Origin of the sequence: Clostridium sediminicola, from assembly GCF_050402865.1 — a bacterium.
GTDB classification, from domain to species: domain Bacteria; phylum Bacillota; class Clostridia; order Clostridiales; family Clostridiaceae; genus Clostridium_AF; species Clostridium_AF sediminicola.
On record NZ_BAABMF010000005.1, the window covers coordinates 18,791 to 37,260 of the forward strand.

The 18,470-nt window shown below is 29.9% G+C and carries 19 protein-coding genes; 2 read left to right on the forward strand and 17 right to left on the reverse strand.

Annotated features, from left to right (window positions below; all coding sequences use genetic code 11):
• Positions 1-271 precede the first annotated feature (271 nt).
• Positions 272-1,114, forward strand: a complete 843-nt coding sequence (locus tag ACQ3F0_RS10535) for a PHP domain-containing protein (RefSeq protein ID WP_428865199.1) — start codon at positions 272-274, stop codon at positions 1,112-1,114.
• Positions 1,115-1,222: 108 nt separating this feature from the next.
• Here the strand turns inward: ACQ3F0_RS10535 and ACQ3F0_RS10540 are convergent, their stop codons facing one another.
• The 7 genes from ACQ3F0_RS10540 to ACQ3F0_RS10570 all read right to left on the reverse strand — a co-directional run bounded on the left by ACQ3F0_RS10540 (position 1,223) and on the right by ACQ3F0_RS10570 (position 7,426).
• The gene (locus ACQ3F0_RS10540; protein ID WP_428865200.1) at positions 1,223-1,366 is read right to left on the reverse strand and encodes a hypothetical protein; all 144 of its coding nucleotides are present in this window, start codon (positions 1,364-1,366) and stop codon (positions 1,223-1,225) included.
• A 106-nt stretch (positions 1,367-1,472) separates the two neighbouring features.
• Positions 1,473-2,888 (reverse strand): aminopeptidase, encoded by a 1,416-nt coding sequence (locus ACQ3F0_RS10545; RefSeq protein ID WP_428865201.1) that lies wholly within the window; start codon positions 2,886-2,888, stop codon positions 1,473-1,475.
• Positions 2,889-2,925: 37 nt separating this feature from the next.
• Positions 2,926-3,867 (reverse strand): magnesium transporter CorA family protein, encoded by a 942-nt coding sequence (locus tag ACQ3F0_RS10550; protein ID WP_428865202.1) that lies wholly within the window; start codon positions 3,865-3,867, stop codon positions 2,926-2,928.
• A gap of 134 nt (positions 3,868-4,001) precedes the next feature.
• Positions 4,002-4,550 carry a 5-formyltetrahydrofolate cyclo-ligase gene (locus ACQ3F0_RS10555; protein ID WP_428865203.1) on the reverse strand — a complete coding sequence of 183 codons (549 nt, stop codon included), beginning with the start codon at positions 4,548-4,550 and terminating at the stop codon, positions 4,002-4,004.
• On the reverse strand, positions 4,534-5,457 hold the full coding sequence (hprK, locus tag ACQ3F0_RS10560) for an HPr(Ser) kinase/phosphatase (RefSeq protein ID WP_428865204.1): 924 nt from the start codon (positions 5,455-5,457) through the stop codon (positions 4,534-4,536). Before hprK ends, ACQ3F0_RS10555 begins: the two co-directional genes overlap by 17 nt.
• Positions 5,458-5,667: 210 nt before the next feature.
• Positions 5,668-6,216, reverse strand: a complete 549-nt coding sequence (locus tag ACQ3F0_RS10565; RefSeq protein ID WP_428865205.1) for a flavodoxin family protein — start codon at positions 6,214-6,216, stop codon at positions 5,668-5,670.
• A 28-nt stretch (positions 6,217-6,244) separates the two neighbouring features.
• A complete protein-coding gene (locus tag ACQ3F0_RS10570) occupies positions 6,245-7,426 on the reverse strand; it encodes an FprA family A-type flavoprotein (protein WP_428865206.1) in 1,182 nt (393 codons plus the stop codon).
• A 285-nt stretch (positions 7,427-7,711) separates the two neighbouring features.
• Here ACQ3F0_RS10570 and ACQ3F0_RS10575 point away from each other — a divergent pair, with 285 nt between their 5' ends.
• Entirely contained in the window at positions 7,712-8,548 is an 837-nt protein-coding gene (locus ACQ3F0_RS10575; RefSeq protein ID WP_428865207.1) for an SDR family oxidoreductase, read from the forward strand.
• A gap of 513 nt (positions 8,549-9,061) precedes the next feature.
• Here the strand turns inward: ACQ3F0_RS10575 and def are convergent.
• The 10 genes from def to ACQ3F0_RS10625 form a co-directional block, all read right to left on the reverse strand.
• A complete protein-coding gene (def, locus tag ACQ3F0_RS10580; RefSeq protein WP_428865208.1) occupies positions 9,062-9,532 on the reverse strand; it encodes a peptide deformylase in 471 nt (156 codons plus the stop codon).
• A 202-nt stretch (positions 9,533-9,734) separates the two neighbouring features.
• The gene (locus tag ACQ3F0_RS10585; RefSeq protein WP_428865209.1) at positions 9,735-10,415 is read right to left on the reverse strand and encodes a V-type ATP synthase subunit D; all 681 of its coding nucleotides are present in this window, start codon (positions 10,413-10,415) and stop codon (positions 9,735-9,737) included.
• A gap of 2 nt (positions 10,416-10,417) precedes the next feature.
• Entirely contained in the window at positions 10,418-11,800 is a 1,383-nt protein-coding gene (locus ACQ3F0_RS10590) for a V-type ATP synthase subunit B (protein ID WP_428865210.1), read from the reverse strand.
• A complete protein-coding gene (locus ACQ3F0_RS10595; RefSeq protein WP_428865211.1) occupies positions 11,793-13,568 on the reverse strand; it encodes a V-type ATP synthase subunit A in 1,776 nt (591 codons plus the stop codon). Before ACQ3F0_RS10595 ends, ACQ3F0_RS10590 begins: the two co-directional genes overlap by 8 nt.
• Positions 13,569-13,586: 18 nt before the next feature.
• Positions 13,587-13,895: a V-type ATP synthase subunit F gene (locus tag ACQ3F0_RS10600; protein WP_428865212.1), complete on the reverse strand. Its 309-nt coding sequence runs from the start codon at positions 13,893-13,895 to the stop codon at positions 13,587-13,589.
• A complete protein-coding gene (locus tag ACQ3F0_RS10605; RefSeq protein WP_428865213.1) occupies positions 13,888-14,889 on the reverse strand; it encodes a V-type ATP synthase subunit C in 1,002 nt (333 codons plus the stop codon). The genes ACQ3F0_RS10600 and ACQ3F0_RS10605 overlap by 8 nt, the downstream gene beginning before the upstream one ends.
• A gap of 13 nt (positions 14,890-14,902) precedes the next feature.
• Positions 14,903-15,499, reverse strand: coding sequence for a V-type ATP synthase subunit E (locus ACQ3F0_RS10610; RefSeq protein ID WP_428865214.1), 597 nt, complete (start codon positions 15,497-15,499; stop codon positions 14,903-14,905).
• 18 nt (positions 15,500-15,517) lie between these two features.
• Positions 15,518-16,006, reverse strand: a complete 489-nt coding sequence (locus tag ACQ3F0_RS10615) for a V-type ATP synthase subunit K (RefSeq protein ID WP_428865215.1) — start codon at positions 16,004-16,006, stop codon at positions 15,518-15,520.
• 37 nt (positions 16,007-16,043) lie between these two features.
• Complete coding sequence (locus ACQ3F0_RS10620) at positions 16,044-17,990, reverse strand: V-type ATP synthase subunit I (protein WP_428865216.1); 1,947 nt, start codon at positions 17,988-17,990, stop codon at positions 16,044-16,046.
• The gene (locus tag ACQ3F0_RS10625; protein WP_428865217.1) at positions 17,977-18,303 is read right to left on the reverse strand and encodes an ATPase; all 327 of its coding nucleotides are present in this window, start codon (positions 18,301-18,303) and stop codon (positions 17,977-17,979) included. Before ACQ3F0_RS10625 ends, ACQ3F0_RS10620 begins: the two co-directional genes overlap by 14 nt.
• Positions 18,304-18,470 lie beyond the last annotated feature (167 nt).

The window sequence follows — 18,470 nt, forward strand, 5'->3', positions numbered from 1 at the left end:
CCCATTTGTTAGTTAATAGTTGTAAGATGATAATTGTAAGTTATTGTTATCTTTTGAATAGAAAAAGTACCTTAACTTACCACTTAGAATTTCCACCTTACAACTAATTTCTATAATACTATTATATATAATTATTAATAAATTTTCATGAAAATAATAATATTTTTAATATACAATTTAATCATGCTATAATATAGTTATGGCTTAAAAGGCTTTATAAATATACTTCACTCTTAATAAACAATATGAAAATACTCAGGAGGTTCATTAAATGATTAAGAAAGGTGATTTTCATCTTCATACAAATGCTTCTGACGGAAAGCTTTCGCCAACAGAGGTTGTAAAGCTGGCTAAAACAGAAGGTTTAGATATAATAGCTATTACAGATCATGATAACACTAATGGACTTGAAGAAGGGCTTTTAGCTAGTAAAAATCAAGACATTAAAATAATACCAGGAATTGAATTAACAACAACGTATAATAATGAAAGCGTTCATATCGTGGGATACTTTAGAGATACTAGTTATGACACCAAGGATTTTCAAGATTTCTTAAAAGATTTACAAAATAGAAGAGTTACACGAGGGAAAGAAATAACGAATAGACTAAAGAAATTTTTTAATATAGAAATTAGCTTCGAGAAAATTTTAAAAGAAACAAATGGACTAATAGCAAGACCCCATTTAGCAAGAGCTATAATTGATGCTGGATACGACTTTAGTTGGGATTATATATTTGACAATATCATAAGTAACGACAGTCCTGCCTACGTACCAAACAAAAAAATAGAAGTATCTGATGGAATATCCTTATTAAAAAATTTAGGAGCATTTGTTTCCCTTGCTCACCCTACATTACTAAAGAAAACGCCTGTACGAAACTTATTAGAAATGGGTTTCGATGGCATTGAAGGCATATATCCATTAAATAAAAAAAATGAAGAAACTAAATTCAGATTATTAGCCAAAGAATTTGGAATTCTTTTAACCGCAGGTTCAGATTATCACGGCTTAGACAAAAATGATAATAAACATGGCTTTATCGGATGCTGCCCTTTAATCGGTGACGATCTTACTAAGTTTTTAAAAGTTTTAGGGACGGTTCATAAATAGTAGTACCTTGTGAACTTATACTTTTTTAATTAACTTAAGTTAATAGTTAGCAAATTTAAAAAACACCTCAAATTTTGATAAGAGGTGTTTTTCTTTATATAACTTGTTCTATTTATTTTTTATTTCATCTAAAATTCTTTTAATTATTTTACTTAGTAAACCCAAGCCAAATAAAATAAATATCAAATATATAATTTTAGAGTTTGATGGGTTTTTTAGAAATTCGTATAAATCATCTAGATTAATCTCCATAGAATCATCACCATAAAATATTAATTAAATTTTATAACATTCCATAAATCGCTATTATTTGTGAACCGTGCCCAATTTAATTTAAAATAATAAAGTCAACAAGCTGTTATGCTTCCAACAAGAAAGCATAGTAACCTCGCATTGTTTCGTATACGTCAGCTTTAGATACAACTTCCCATGGTGAATGCATATTTTGAACTGCAACTCCACAGTCTATAACTTCCATACCATATTTAGCAAGAATGTACGCGATTGTTCCACCGCCTCCTTGATCAACTTTTCCAAGTTCAGAAGTTTGCCAAGAAACATTGTGTTTTTCCATCATTTTTCTAATTTCAGCTATAAATTCTGGGTTAGCATCATTACAACCAGACTTTCCTCTAGAACCAGTATATTTATTAAATACAATTCCTTTTCCAAAATACGCAGAGTTTCTTTTTTCCATTACTGATGGAAAATTAGGATCATATGCAGCACTGACATCTGATGATAGCATTTTTGAATTTGCAAGAGTTCTTCTTAATTTCAAATCACTATAATCTCCCATAAGATTCATTACTTCAGCAACAGCATTTTCAAAAAACAATGCTTGCATTCCTGTTGAACCTACGCTTCCAATCTCTTCTTTATCAACTAGTAAAGTAACAAGAGTTTTTTCACTTTCTTTAATTTTCATCATTGCTTCAAAAGATGTATATGAACAAACTCTGTCATCATGTCCATACGCCATAACCATACTTTTATCTAATCCAAAATGTCTTGCTCTTCCAGCTGGTACAACTTCCAATTCTGCTGATACAAAATCTTCTTCATCAATATCATATTTTTCATTTAGTAAGTTCATGATATTCATTTTAACTCTATCTTTTTGTTCTTTATCCTTTAATGGAATACTTCCTATCAAAATGTTTAAATCTTCACCAGTAATAGCATCAGTTAGTTTCTTTTGCATCTGATCTTTTGCTAGGTGAATCAATAAATCTGAAATACCTACAACAGGATCATTGTCATCTTCCCCAATAACAACATTTACTAATGAACCATCTTTTTTAATTAATACCCCATGTATTGCTAAAGGTATTGTAACCCATTGATATTTTTTTACTCCACCATAATAATGAGTCTCAAACATTGCTAATCCAGTATCTTCATATAAAGGATTTTGTTTTAAATCTAATCTTGGAGAATCCAAGTGAGCTCCCAAAATACTTAGTCCAGTTTCCATAGGCTGTTTTCCTATAAGGAAAAGAACAATGCTCTTTCCTTTATTGTTGTAATATACTTTATCTCCTGATTTTAGTTCTGTATTACTATATATTAATTTATTTAAATCTTTATAGCCATCTTTTTCCGCTAGCATAATAAACTCATTGACACATTCTCTTTCTGTTTTACATTTTGACATAAACTTAATATAACTATCATTCAATTCATTTAATAATTTTAAATCACTTTCATTATATTTTTCCCATGCTAATTCATAGTTTTTTTCTAAACTTTTGATATCTTTGTTTTCTGACATATATTTTCCCCCTGAAATTTATATATATTTTTTAAAATTAAATCCATTTCTTTTTCTTGAAAATGAAAAGAAGACCTACAGCAATTAATATCATAATTACCACTGTAAAATAATAACCATACTCATAATCTACAAAAGGTATCTTTTTATAATTCATCCCTTGCATTGATGTAAAAAGATTCAATGGTAAAAAAATTGAAGTGATTATCGTAAATATTTTCATTAAGTCGTTAGTTTTATTTGCTATTTCTGATTCAAAAGCTTCTCTTACTAGAGCTAAATCGCTAACTAAATTTTCTAATGCTAGCATAAGTTTGCTTATTTTATCATTTATACTTTTAAAATACTTAATGTCTTCCTTTTCAATTATCTGATTTTCATTGCTAACCAGACTATCTCCTATGTACCTTAAAGGATATAAATTTTTTCTAATTTTATAAACTTGTCTTCTAAGGTGAATCAACGTATCTGCATGCTCTTGTCGAGGTTTTTTTAATATAGCTATTTCAATTTTATCTGCATCAGATTCTAATTTTGAAATTATATCATAATTATTTACGATTATTCTATCAATAATGTAGTATAGCACATACGCTGGCTTTGGTTTGTTTTTGAGTATAAAACAATTTTTCAAATTCTTAATATCCAAAAACAACTCATCTATTATACTTATGTTATCCTTATATAAAGTAATAATATAATTGGAACTTAAATATATGTTTAATTCTTTACATTGTATTTTTTCATTAATCAGTTGCAGAACGTTTAGTGTCAAAAACATATATCCATCATAAAAAATTATTTTACAAGGTTTAGATCCTTTACTTATACATTCAAGGACACTCTCATTATCAAGACTAAACTTATTAACTAATTTATTTATATCATCTACTTTTGTAACAATCCAAAAGCTTGAATTATTAATTTCAAAGTTTTCACTAAGTTCTTCAAAATCTTTATTTATATCAAAAACTTTCATGTAATCACCTTATAATAGTATCCCTCACGTAATAGGTGATTATACAGAAGTTCGGCTTAAGAATTAGTTCTACTTTTCTTTCAAAAATATGCACTCTTCAAGAAAAAGTTTTTATTGTGAAGTGTTCGAAGCTCCTAATCTGTTACAATCCCATCTAACATTACATCATATTCATTAACAGGAACTTGATCAACTACTTGAAAACTATAAGCTAACCCCATTTTGTAAGCCTTCATATTTCCATCCTGAAAAAACTTATCATAATATCCGCCTCCATAGCCAAGCCTTCCTCCATTTTTATCAAAAGCAAGTCCAGGAACTATAATTAAATCAATCTTGTCTTCTGCAAATTTATTAGCTTCCGCTATAGGCTCTAAAATACCATAATTACTCTTTTTCAATTCATCTAAAGAATTAATTTTTATTGCTTTCATAGATTTATTTATACTATTAACTTTAGGAACATAAACCGATTTTCCCTTAGCTAAAGAATATTTTATTAGCTTATGTGTATTAACTTCATTCTTAAAACTAACAAATGTAAATATACTTTTAGCATCTAAAAAAGTTTTATCATAAATAATCTTTTCGAAAATAATTTTATCTTTTATCTTTTTATCTTCAATATTAATATTCTCTCTAAGATTCATCATTTCTTTTCTTAATTTATTTTTTGCTTTCAAGCTCAATAACTTCACGCATCCTTCTATCTATAGTATCTACTGGAGACTCTTTAGAATTTAAACTATATCTATAATTTGCTGCAGCAGCCTCAATAATTACAGCTACATTTCTTCCTGGTCTAATAGGTATTCTTATTTTTTTCACAGGAACATTTAATATTTCCATATATTCATTATCTATACCAAGTCTATCATAATTTTCATATTGTTTCCATTGTTCTAAATAAATTATAAAATCAATATCTTTTTCATCTAAAACTGAACTCAAACCATAGAGAGACGGTACATCAATAATACCCATACCTCTAACTTCCATCATTCCTTTAGTTATATATGGCGATCCCCCATGTAGTTTTCCGTCTACTTCTTTTATATCAACAGCATCATCAGCTACTAATCTATGCCCTCTTTTTATTAGTTCTAGCGCAGTCTCACTTTTTCCTATTCCACTCTCTCCTACAATTAGTATTCCAATACCATACACATCAGCTAAAACACCATGCATTCTTAATTCAGGAGCTAATTCTTTTTCAAGATAACTCATAGTCTTACTGATAAATTTAGTCGTAGCCATATTACTTCTAAGTATCCATGTTTTAGTTTCTGTAGCATTTTCTATAACTTCATCATGAGGTGGTAAATCTCTATTAAAAACTACACACGGTGTCCTGAATTTAAAAAATTTTCTTAATCTTTTTCTTCTAATTGGTAATTGCATTGTATCCAAAAAGCTCCACTCAGCTTTTCCAATAACTTGAACTCTCTCATTTGCATAATAATTATAAAATCCTGCTAACTGCAGTCCAGGTCTATTAACATCAGCAACAGTAATTTGAACATTATCTTCACCTTTCACAACTACTTCTAAATCTAAATCCTTTACAAGTTTTTCAATATTAACTGACACGTATTTTCACTCCTAAATTCCGTTGATTTTATTCAAAATATTACTCTAGCTGGCAATATCTTAACTTTCTTTATACTTACATATTCTATTTTACATTAGATGCTCTCTTACTTCTATAATTATGTAGAAAAATTTCTTCCTTATTGTTAAAAATATAACCTTAAACAAAAAAACAACCTTATATTTATAGGTTGTTTCAATAATAATTTTTTAAAGCATTTTCGAACAAGCCACAACTTCCTCTACAGCTCTTTTATTATCATTAAATTTAATTCTATCTGTACTATGAACAAATACCTGACTAATAACCTCACCGTTTAAACTTTTCATTAAATAATCAAAAGATTTTTCCATACCTATAAACATATCTTCTAAAGGTGCTCCACAATTCAGTAAAAGTATACCTCTTTTTTTCTTAAATTTATACGACTTTTTCTGAGAGTATTTATAACTCCAATAGATTTGAAATCTATCAATTATTGTTTTTAATGGAGCTGGAAATCCTCCAAAATAAACAGGTGATGCAATCACAATGTTATCTGAATGATTTACATAATCATAAATATCAGACATATTATCATTTATTGAACATTTAAGCTCACTTGTACTGCAATATTTACAATCTACACATGGTTTTACACTTTCTTTATATACATTTATCACTTCATATGCTCCTGGAATATTTTTAACAAATGCCTGAACCATATCCGATGTATTTCCATCCTTTTTGGGAGACGCCATTAGAATAAGTGTTTTCATATATTCTCCTTCTTATATAAACTATACCTCAACTTAAAATGTCTATAAATTTTTCAATAAACTGATTTGCTACCTGGAATTCTCTGTTATCAGGTACAAATTTAAATCTATATCCATTATCTACTGTTTTAAACTTCATTGTTTTTAATCTTTGAGTAATCATTGGAACTGCCTCTCCACTCCATCCATATGAACCGAAAGCTCCAGATATTTTCCCTCTATTAGGAATTACATCAATAGAAGTTAACACATCCCATACTGGGTATACAGCATCTTGATTTATTGTTGGACTCCCTATTAATAGTCCTTTTGATTTATTTATTTTCTCCAATAATACTTCTTTATTTTCAGAAGTAATCTCAAAAAGCTCAGTTTTAATATTATTATCACTTAACTTTTCAAAAAAATATTTAGCCATTTTTTCTGTATTACCATATGCAGAAACATATAAAATTAGTACCTGCTCTTTTTTTTCTTCTTCAATTGATAATTCTTTATATATATCAATTACATTCCATAATCTTTCACTCAAATGTATAGGTCCATGACTGGGAAGTAAGCTATCTATATCCAAATCTTTAATTTTACAAATTGCAGCACTAACAAATTTTTTGAAAGGAGCCATTATAACTTTATAATAATAGTAGAATTCATCTAAATACTCATTTTGCTTTTCTTCAATAATTCCATCTTTTGGACAAAAATGTGCTCCACCAAAATCACATGTAAAAAGTGCTTTTGCTTCTTTTATGTAAGTAAACATTGTATCAGGCCAATGAATATTAGGTGTTGATATAAAATTCAATGTATACTTTCCTGTACTTATTTCTTTTAGTTTCAAAGAATCTTTTCCATTAATATCATGATTTAAAATATCTTTCAAATAATTTAATCCTGCAGAAGTTGCAATAATTTCTATATCAGGATATTCATCTAATAATTTTTGAACTGATCCAGTATGATCTAATTCAGTATGTTGAATTATTAGATAAGAAACTTTTTTATCACCAATAATACTTTTTATTCTTTTTAAACTTTCATCAAAAAATCCATCTTTCACACAATCAATAATAGCAATTTCATCATCATTAATCAAGTAAGAATTATATGTAGTACCGTTATTTGTTTTCATTACTACATCAAATACTTCTAACGATGGATCTTTTACCCCAACCCAATATATATTGTCTATTACGTTTATAGCTGTCATTAAAATACCTCCAATATTTCATAAACTTCATATATTTAATATTTCCCTTATCCAAAATATATAAACATTTTAGTTAACGCTGTATGTTTTTTAATAGTACTGCAAAGAAAAAAAGGACATTGCATATTACTAGCTTTATTTAAATAAATATAGTATAGAGAATATATTATGAACTTTATTTATACTTGTATCAAAATCTCTACGTATTAATGAAATTTGGACATGAATAAATAAATAGTTTGAATTGAAATCTCTATACTGAAAAGAAATGTTGGAGGTGCTCCTATGAAAATACTTATTGCATCAGATAATCCTTTAGGAAATTACTTTTATAATTATTTTAAAGATAAGTTTAATGTATCATTTATTGAAAATATCAATACTATTCTATTTAAAAGACATAAGCTAATTAAATATATCAAAAATTCAAACCCTGATTTTATTATAAATAATTATGAACTGAATGATATTGAAAAATGTGAAATAAGTGAATCAAAGGCTATGAAATATAATTCAATATCTGCATTAAATATTGCATATGCATGTAACACACTATCAATTCCTCTTGCCTTTATATCTTCAAATCATGTTTACGGAAACAGTAAAGATACTCCTTATTATGAAACTGATAAATGTAATCCTATCAACAAATATGGTAAAAGTAAATTAGCTGCTGAGAGACTAATCAAAACACTTAGTCAAAAATATTTTATTTTTAGAACTGGTTGGATTTTTGGGGAGGAAAATGATTTAATTTCAAAAATTGTTAATAATAAACAAAGTTCAATATTCATGTGTTCTACTGAAATTGGTAGTCCTACATATGTACTTGATTTATGCAAAATTATAGAGAAATCTATTGGTTCAAATTGTTACGGAATTTATAATTGCGCGAATCCTGAACCTATAAAAAAATCTTTATGGATAAAATTTATTATGGATAATTTAAATTGTAAAAAAGAAATTATTGAAATTCCTTCTAATTATATTTCAAACACAGCACCAAGGCCTCAATATTCAGCTCTTAACACTTATTTATTAAAGAATTGTTTTGAACTATCTTTTCCCAATTGGAAAGATAGGACTTTTGAATCATTACAATTGACAAATCCTAAAATTTAATTTAAAATTAAACTATACCCTATAAGGGTATGGAGGTGATATTTTGATTAAATTAGGGCCAAAGTTATTAACGGATTTAAAAAATACCAATAAATACTTAGTATTAAATTTAGTTTCTCAATGTTCAGGTGGTTGAGCCGCTGTTCCAACAAAGAGTCTTAGGTTTGAGACTCATAATAAACCATTTAATAACACAAAATTATTTAATGAGTTTGAATATGAAGGAATTAAGATTTTTGTGCACAAAGCATTGAAACTAAATAAAAACGCAAAAGTATATCAAAAACTGAAACTACCTTTACTAGGCAGATTTTGGGGCTATGAAGGCATAAGTCTTTAAAATAACATTAGCACTAAGGACAATACTCCTTAGTGCTAATGTTATAGAGATTCTACCGTGAAATTCGATTTATACATGTACCAAAATCTCGGGTACTAACGAGTTATGGTACATGTATAAATTAATTATTGAACTGAGATATCTATATTTTAATGTTAGTAAATAGTTTGTACTTACTTTTCTTCTTTGATTTTATAAATTCTTTTAGCGTGGTCCATATATAGAATACCATCAAGATGATCCGTTTCATGACATATTGCTCTTGCAAGTAGACCTGTGGCTTCAATTCTTACTAACTTGCCTTTTTCATTTTGTCCAGTAACAATTATTTTTCTAGGTCTCACTACAATACCTTCATATCCTGGATAACTAAGACATCCTTCAATATCTTCATACTTACCCATTTTTTTGACAATTTTAGGATTAATAAAAATTATCGGGCCACTTCCATCTCTTAAATCAACAAGAAAAACTCTTTTCAAAACACCTATTTGAGGTGCCGCAAGACCAACGCCATCACCTTTATATAATGTATCTTTTAAATCTTTAATTAGTTTTTTATCTTCTTCTGTAATCTTTACTATCCTTCTACTTTTTCTTCTTAGCGCTCCATTTATATCAGTCAATATTTCTTTTACTGCCAAAATATCACCCCTGGTTTTAGTTGTAAGTTATCGTAATAAAAGTACCTTATTAATTATATAACACTTTATTCTATGAATAAAGTGTTATATAATAATAAAAACTTAGTTTAAAGATTTTATGAAAGAAAATCCACTTAATTTACAACTTAAAGCTTAAAATTTATAACTAAAAAAAGCTCTGCAGCTACTCTGCAGAGTTTTTTTAGTTTGCTTGTTTCTTTTGAGCTTCTGCAATAGCTTGCGCTTCTGCAGCTTCCATCATGCTCTTAACTTTCATAAGTCTTACAAGCGCTCCTCTTTCATTCTCATCAAGTTTCATTTGAATATACTTAATTGTTTCCTGCAATTGAGGAATTGTCATATATTCAAGCGCATTAACTCTTCTTCTTGTCTTTTCAATTTCATCAGCCATCAACTGACAAGATTTTTCAACTTCAGCAAGTTCTAAGAGTTTAGGAAGAATACCATATAATTTTTCAATTGCTCCATCAAGTTCTGCAGAAGTGTTTGCAAAACCATAAGGGTATATACTTCCTTCATCCCCTTCCAGTTTTCTCTTGAACTCCATTTGGGGAACATTAACACTCATTATATTCTTAGTTGATACATCTACTGAAATTTGTTCTTTGGGATAAGCTATAGCTTCTTCCAAAAGTTCTGAAGACATTAATGCTCTCGCCATGACAAAATCCTTAAAGGAGCCACCTAACATTTCCTCAACACTTTTTCTAAGTTGATGATTGTACTTAACAAGGTCAATGAACCTTCTCATAAGTTCATCTTGTTTGTCTTTCAATAATTTATGTCCCCTTGTTGCTGTAACTAATCTCTTTTTTAGCCCAGTAAGCTCCATTCTTGTAGGATTGACATTAAGTCTTGCCATGGTTACTCACCTTCTTTTTTATCTAAGTATTTTTCTAGATATTCGTCTCTAATTCTCTTAAGTTCTGTTCTAGGTAATATGCTTAGTAATTCCCATCCCAGACTTAATGTTTCTTCTATTGATCTATTAGCTTCAAATCCTTGAGCTACATATTGATTTTCAAATGCTTCTGCAAATTTAGCAAATGCTTTATCCGCATCAGATAATGCAGATTCTCCTAAAATAACTGCCAATTCTTTTGCTTGCTTACCTTGTGCATAAGCTGCAAATAACTGGTTCATAGTATCCGCATGGTCTTCTCTAGTTTTCTCTTTACCAATACCTTTATCTTTAAGTCTTGATAGAGATGGTAAAACATTTATTGGAGGCATAATTCCCTTTTTATATAATTCCCTTGATAAAATAATTTGTCCTTCTGTAATATATCCAGTAAGGTCAGGAATTGGATGTGTTTTATCATCCTCTGGCATTGTTAGTATTGGTATTTGAGTGATTGAACCTTCTTTACCTTTAATTCTACCTGCTCTTTCGTATAATGTAGAAAGGTCAGTATATAGATATCCTGGATATCCTCTTCTACCTGGAACTTCTTTTCTAGCAGCAGATACTTCACGTAAAGCTTCACAATAGTTAGTTATATCAGTCATAATAACAAGTACGTGCATACCTAACTCATAGGCTAAGTATTCTGCAGTTGTTAAAGCCATTCTAGGAGTAGCTATACGCTCAACAGCTGGGTCATTTGCAAGGTTCATAAACAATACTGTTCTATCAATAGCTCCTGTTTTAGTAAAATCTTCAACGAAGTATTGAGCTTCTTCAAATGTAATACCAACTGCTGCAAAAACTACAACGAATTTAGAATCCGAATTCCTAACTTTTGCCTGTCTAGCTATTTGTGCAGCCAATTCAGCATGAGGTAAACCTGCACCTGAAAAAACTGGAAGTTTCTGTCCTCTAACTAATGTATTCAATCCATCAATAGCAGAAACTCCTGTTTGAATAAATTCAGAAGGATAGTTTCTAGCAAATGGGTTTATAGGCTCACCATTGATGTCTAGCTTTTTATCAGCAATAATTTTTGGACCACCATCTTTGGGTCTTCCAAGACCATCAAAGACTCTACCAAGCATATCTTCAGAAACCCCTATTTCAAGAGGTCTTCCTAAAAACCTAGCTTTAGTTCCTTTTAAATTTATTCCTGTTGACCCTTCAAATATTTGAACAACGGCTTTGTCTTGTGTAATTTCAAGAACCTTACCATGTCTCATTTCACCATTTTGCATTTCTATTTCAACAAGTTCATCAAATGTTACACCTTTAACTCCATCAACAACCATCAAAGGTCCAACAACTTCTGTGACTGTTTTATACTCTTTAAGCATTAGTTACACCGCCTTCCGCAATCAACTGATTCATTGCTTCAGTAAGCTCAGCAAATATTTTATCAATATTGTCACGATCCTCTTCTGCAATATATTTAGCTCTGGCAATTTTATCTCTTATTTCACCCATACCTATAATGTCTTTTAGATACACTCCAGCTTCAAGAGCTTTTTCTGCTTCATGCCCAAAAGCTAAAACTAATTTAAGCATTTTATACTGCTTATCAAGTGATGCATAAGTATCAATTTCATGGAAAGCGTTTTGCATCAAATAGTCTTCTCTGATAGATTTTGCAACTTCAAGTTTTAATCTATCTTTTTCAGATAATGCATCTATACCAACAAGTCTTACAATTTCTTCAAGATTAGCTTCTTCTTGAAGTAAAGTCATCGCTTTTGTTCTTATGTGTACCCAATCTTCAGCTATATTATCATTCATCCATGCTCCAACTTTTTCTAAGTAAAGAGAATAAGAATTTAACCAGTTAATAGCTGGGAAATGTCTCTTATATGCTAATTGAGAATCTAGTCCCCAGAAAACTTTAACAATTCTTAATGTTGCTTGAGTTACAGGTTCAGATAAGTCTCCACCTGGAGGAGAAACTGCTCCAATTGCAGTTAACGCACCTTCACGTCCATCTTTACCTAGACATATAACTTTACCAGCTCTTTCATAGAAATCAGCAAGTCTTGATCCAAGATATGCTGGGTAACCTTCATCACCAGGCATCTCTTCAAGTCTACCAGACATTTCTCTTAAAGCTTCTGCCCAACGTGATGTTGAGTCAGCCATAAGTGCAACTGAATAACCCATATCTCTGAAATATTCTGCAATAGTAATACCAGTATATATAGATGCTTCACGAGCTGCAACAGGCATATTAGATGTATTGGCTATAAGAACCGTTCTCTTCATTAATGTTTCCCCTGTTTTTGGATCTTTTAATTCTGGGAACTCATTTAGAACGTCTGTCATCTCGTTACCACGTTCACCACATCCTATGTAAACAACGATTTCAGCATCTCCCCATTTTGCCAACTGATGTTGAACAACTGTTTTTCCTGAACCGAATGGACCTGGAACACAAGCTGCTCCACCTTTAGCAACTGGGAAAAATGTATCTATAATTCTTTGTCCTGTAACTAACGGATCTGCTGGATTTAATTTTTCAGCATACGGTCTCCCTTTTCTTACAGGCCATTTTTGCATCATAGTAACTTCTTTTACACCATCAACAGTTTCTACTTCACAAATTACTTCTTCTATTGTAAATTCGCCTTCTTTAATTGATTTAACAGTTCCTTCTATACCCCAAGGAACCATAATTTTATGAAGTACTACAGTTGTTTCTTGAACAGTTCCAAGAATATATCCTGCTTTTACTTCGTCACCTACCTGAACATGTGGCTTGAACTCCCATTTTTTTTCTCTGCTAAGAGGCAATACTTCAACCCCTTTTGTCAAGAAACTTCCTGCTTGCTCAGCTAACTTATCAAGTGGTCTTTGAATACCGTCAAACATTGCTTCAATTAGTCCTGGTCCTAATTCAACACTTAATGGTTCTCCAGATGTAACTACTGGGTCTCCTGGTCCAAGACCTGATGTTTCTTCATAAACCTGAATTGAAGCTTTATCGCCTCTCATCTCAATTATTTCACCGATAAGACGTTGATTTCCTACTTTTACAAGGTCATATATATTAGCTTCATCCATACCCTCAGCAATAACCAAAGGTCCAGATACTTTAATTATTCTTCCGATTTTCAAGTTACTTACCTACCTTCCCTATAAAATATTAACTCCTACAGCTTTTTCCACATTATCATTTATTCTCTGCATACCAATATTGAGAGAGCCTTGATTACTTGGAATCAATATAACAGCCGGTAGTGTCTGCTTATTATATCTTTCAATTGTTTCATCAATATCTTTCGCCACATGCTCAGTAACAAATATAACTGCGTAGTTATCTCTAGCCATAGTATCAATTGTTTTTCTTGCTTCACTAGCTTCGATTACTGGATAAACATCTATGCCAATTGCTTTAAAAGCTAAGATAGAATCTTTATCTCCAACAACTCCAATCTTAAACATAAATATCACGCAGCCTTTCTTTTATTACATCTGTAGCTATGTTATTAATTTTTCCTACCATGATAATTCTAACTATTTTAATTTCATTTTCTTTTGCATATATGTATGCCAATAAAGGTTCTGCACCAAAACTAACATATTTAGCATCTTTTATGAATTTCATAATAAAATTATCTGATAACTTTTCCAATAAATTAAGTTTACCTGTTTTGTTAAACTCCTCAATACCGAATTTTAAAATTTCATAATAATCAGTATGGTCTAACTTTGTAATAATATTTTCATTGGATTCATTCAACATTTGAATAAAGGAGTCCACATCTATTGTTCCTCCTTCAATCATAACAAATTGAAGAAATTCTCTATCTTTCTTTTGTTTCTTAACCCTAAGTAAAGTCTTAATATTTGATATATCTATATTTATTTTAATAAATTTTAATAAATAATCATCATTAATTCCTTGCGCAATAGATAGCATATTTTTATACATGTAAGTATCTAAAATAATATCAATTTTTTGAGGATCTTTTTCTTTAGAATAAATATCCTCAGCAACTTCTATTGCTTCTCTCATAATAGGATTTAAATCGTAATAATCTTTATTTTCAATAATATCTTTTAATTCTTTAACAGGTATTGTAGCTACTGGAATAAGTAAATCCGATAAATCCTTTTTTAAAGCATTTCCTTTTATTAGAACTTTGATATTATGATAGTCATACCTGATACTCATTATGTCTACAACAGCTTTTTTTGGTGATACTTTATACATAAGTTCATATAAACTTTTAAGTTCACTAGATAGAAGATTTTCATAATCTTCAGGTCTCTTCGCCATTGCCATATGATTACCATATTCAGTTTCTTGTAAAAGCTTAAAAGCTTCTAAAATACTTTTGCTGTCTATCATTCTATCAAGTTTTGCTCTATCAAGGAGTTTAGTTTCAATTGCTCTAAGCCTAGATACTGCTTGAGCATAGGCCATATTACTCATTAGCTAACCTCCCTTAGTTGAACAAAATGCTTGCAACTTCTGCTTCAAGTTCATCTCTATAAGACATTACTAAAGCTTCAAAGGTACTATTTATTTCTATTCCGCCTTTAGCTAATATAAATCCACCTTTAATGTCTCTTCTTTCAGAACCTAATTTCAAAGCACCTAATTTTCCAGCTTTCTTTAATTCAGTATTTAATTCCAGAATAAAATTAGGAGTTACCGCATTATTATTCATTCCTACAATTATTTCTTCATCGCCATCAATTTGCAGCGATAATATACTATCTTTAATAAATTTGAGATATTGTTCATTTGAAATATTTGAAAGTTTTTCAATTGCTTCAACAAAAACTCTATCTAAAACTTCTTGTTTTGCTCCAAGTTTCATATTTCTAACTTGAAGTTCAGCATTTGATATTACTCTTTCACTTCTTGTTTTTGATTCTATTTTCGCTTTCTCTATAAGTAAATCACCTTTTTTTTCTGCATCACTTACATTTTTATTAATAATCTCATTTTCTGCAGCTTTTGCTTCTTTAAGAATCTCTTCTGCTTTTTTATTGGCATCATCAATAATTTTTGATGTCAGATTATTTATATTAGACATATAATCACTCCAAATCAACTAAATATTCATTATAATGAACAATGATACAACAAAGTTAAGTAATGCATACGTTTCAACCATTACGGCATAAATAACACCTTTCATTACATGATCAGGTTTTTTTGCTAATATTGATACTGCTGCTGCTGCAGTTTTACCTTGAGAAATTGCAGAACCCCATCCAGCTATTGCTATTGGAAGAGAACCCATGAATATAAAGAATCCTTGCTCTAGTGTTGGATTAGTCCCACCCATTACACCAACTTTAGTTAAAATCATTAAAGCAATAACGAAACCGTATAAACCTTGTGTACCAGGTAAAACGTCTAGAATAATTGATTTACCAAATTTGTCTGGATCTTCTGTAATAACTCCTGATGCTGCTTGCCCTACTAATCCTATTCCTTTTGCAGAACCTATACCACTTAATCCAGCTGCTAAAGCTGCTCCTAATAACGATAAAATTAACCCTCCATTGTTATTTGCTAAAAACTCAATAAATTTCATAATTTTTTCCTCCTAAACAATTTTTGTGATTTGTTATTTAGTTATTTTTCATATTTATATACTTATTTGAAGATTTGAAAGGTTTAAATTTCTTTCCTCCACCTTCATAAAATTTATTAAAGAATTCAAGATACTGAAGTCTTGCTGTGTGAACATAAGATCCTAAAGCATTAATTGCTAAGTTAAACAAATGTAAAGCTACAAATAGAATAGGACCAATAATATACACTGCGGGAGCTGGAATCAATTTAACAATCATGTTCAATGCTGATGCAATAAAACCAGTGGCTAAACCAAGTGCCATAAGTCTTGAATAAGATACAACATCACCAAAATATCCTGTTATACCATAAACTCCATAAACTCCTCCACCAATTTTTCCACCAATACTCTCTGCGTCTCTACCTTGAGTTAAGAATAATCCTATTAGTCCAGCAATCAATAATATTTTTCCTATTGGAGTAGCTGGTACTAAAGCCATAAGTATAGCACCTACTAAAGTTACAACCCATAACCCTACATCAAATAAAGCATCAATTGGTTTATTATTTCTTAGTAAAACATACGCTTTTATTCCAAGTCCAACAAACAAGTGTACCAATCCAAAAACTACTGAAAGTATCAAAACAAAGTTTATTTCTTTACCAGCATCAATAAGTTTAGGAACTGTTATACCAAATAAAACTGTCGGTGCATCTCCAAACCATCCACCATAGATTATTCCCCATATTGTAGTTGAAATTCCTAAATACAATAAAAGTTTAGCAAAGTTCTTCTGAGCTTTTTCAAGGGGTAATACTGCAAGAGCTATTGCAGTACCTGCAACCATAATCAGTCCGTACCCAGCATCAGATAGCATCATGCCAAAGAAGACAAAGTAAAAAATTGATAATATTGGTGTTGGGTCAACTTCATTATAATGAGGTAAAGAATACATTTCTGTTATACTCTCAAAAGGTTCAACAAAACCATTATTCTTAAGTTCTATTGGAACATTATCTGCTTCAGAAGCTTCTGAAAATTCTAAATAATACTTATCTTCTAGAGTTCCTTCAATAATATTAATTAATTCATCGTTACTTTCAGTGCTACTCCATCCTTCAACAAGAATGATGTTTTCACTTTTAACAAAATTCTCACATGCTTTTGCTCTACTTAGCATATTATCAATATGCTCATAAACAATTAAAAGTTCGTCTAGTTCTTTCTTTTTCATTGAGACTTTGTTTGAAATATCTTCAATCTCTTTGATTATTAGTTCTATTTCTTTTTTATGAGACTTAATAACCTCTAAAGGTGTCTTATCATATGCATAATTTGCTTTACTAAAACCATATTTCTTAACAATTTCATTAGCTAATTCTTCATCCTCTTTAGGAACTACTATGATAAGATATAAATCATTTTTATCTTCACTGATAATTTCAATGTAAGAATTGTTTATTTGTTCAGAAAATTCTTTCTGAAAAAATTCAATTGAATTTTGTGGTATTGTACCAATAAACCCAATTGTCAAACTTAAATCTTTCAAATCATTAAAAGGGGCATCAAATTCTACCCATGGTTTTACTGCTTCTATTTCGCTTTGAAGTTTTGTTTCTTTGTTATGTAGAAAATTAAGTTTTTCATCAATCTTCTTTAGATTTTCATAAGTTAATTCCCAATTTGATGATTCCATGAAATTCTCTACTTGATCAAAAGTGAAAGTTCGTTTACCTTCTTTAAGTGATTTTAGTCCACTTTCCTTAGGAATAAATTTTTCTAAGAAATCAATAGAAAACTTAACTTTTGATAACTGACTCTCAATTTTATGAATTTCATCATTTTCAGCAGCAGTTTTTAAAAATGGGAACTCTTCTTTACTTAATTTCTCATGAAGATTTCTAAACTGTACTCCTTCAAATTTCTGCAAATTCTGAAGCAACGTTTCTTTTTGTGATTCAAAAGCATAAAGGTTAAATTTGTTCATCTTAACTATTGCCATTGATATTCACTATCCTCTCGATCACTAAATTAACAGCTCCATCAATTTTTTCTTGAGGAACATTCAAAATCTCATCTTTTTCAATATTCCCTTTTTCTAAAATAGGTTTTGAGTTTGCTTTTGCTTCTTCTACAGCTTTATGAATAATATCATTTGCCTCATTCTTTTTGCTTGAAAATATTTTTTTGTACTCTTCTAACCCCTTTGTCATTGCATTTTTAGTGCTTTGAGCTTTATCAGTCTGAGCTTTTTTTATAATTTCATTTGCTTTTGCTTCAGCTGATTTTATTTCGTTTAAAGCTTGTTTTGCCAAATCCTCACCACCTTTACATAAAATTCTGAATTTTCTATTCGTAGATATAACTAACCCACTAAGTTATATCCACTAACCCACTAAGTTATAACAGCTAACTCAATATAATTTAACTCCTAATGCTTAATGTGGTATTGAAAACAGCTTAACTGTTTTTATTATACTAC

What these genes read in the sequence shown, in the direction of transcription:
- ACQ3F0_RS10615 (WP_428865215.1), bottom strand. Translation starts at nt 16,006, where the DNA reads ATGAAATTTATTGAGTTTTTAGCAAATAACAATGGAGGGTTAATTTTA.
- ACQ3F0_RS10575 (WP_428865207.1), top strand. Translation starts at nt 7,712, where the DNA reads ATGAAAATACTTATTGCATCAGATAATCCTTTAGGAAATTACTTTTAT.
- ACQ3F0_RS10545 (WP_428865201.1), bottom strand. Translation starts at nt 2,888, where the DNA reads ATGTCAGAAAACAAAGATATCAAAAGTTTAGAAAAAAACTATGAATTA.
- ACQ3F0_RS10610 (WP_428865214.1), bottom strand. Translation starts at nt 15,499, where the DNA reads ATGTCTAATATAAATAATCTGACATCAAAAATTATTGATGATGCCAAT.
- ACQ3F0_RS10570 (WP_428865206.1), bottom strand. Translation starts at nt 7,426, where the DNA reads ATGACAGCTATAAACGTAATAGACAATATATATTGGGTTGGGGTAAAA.
- ACQ3F0_RS10620 (WP_428865216.1), bottom strand. Translation starts at nt 17,990, where the DNA reads ATGGCAATAGTTAAGATGAACAAATTTAACCTTTATGCTTTTGAATCA.
- ACQ3F0_RS10590 (WP_428865210.1), bottom strand. Translation starts at nt 11,800, where the DNA reads ATGCTTAAAGAGTATAAAACAGTCACAGAAGTTGTTGGACCTTTGATG.
- ACQ3F0_RS10565 (WP_428865205.1), bottom strand. Translation starts at nt 6,216, where the DNA reads ATGAAAACACTTATTCTAATGGCGTCTCCCAAAAAGGATGGAAATACA.
- ACQ3F0_RS10600 (WP_428865212.1), bottom strand. Translation starts at nt 13,895, where the DNA reads ATGTTTAAGATTGGAGTTGTTGGAGATAAAGATTCTATCTTAGCTTTT.
- ACQ3F0_RS10540 (WP_428865200.1), bottom strand. Translation starts at nt 1,366, where the DNA reads ATGGAGATTAATCTAGATGATTTATACGAATTTCTAAAAAACCCATCA.
- ACQ3F0_RS10605 (WP_428865213.1), bottom strand. Translation starts at nt 14,889, where the DNA reads ATGAGTAATATGGCCTATGCTCAAGCAGTATCTAGGCTTAGAGCAATT.
- ACQ3F0_RS10535 (WP_428865199.1), top strand. Translation starts at nt 272, where the DNA reads ATGATTAAGAAAGGTGATTTTCATCTTCATACAAATGCTTCTGACGGA.
- ACQ3F0_RS10585 (WP_428865209.1), bottom strand. Translation starts at nt 10,415, where the DNA reads ATGGCAAGACTTAATGTCAATCCTACAAGAATGGAGCTTACTGGGCTA.
- ACQ3F0_RS10550 (WP_428865202.1), bottom strand. Translation starts at nt 3,867, where the DNA reads ATGAAAGTTTTTGATATAAATAAAGATTTTGAAGAACTTAGTGAAAAC.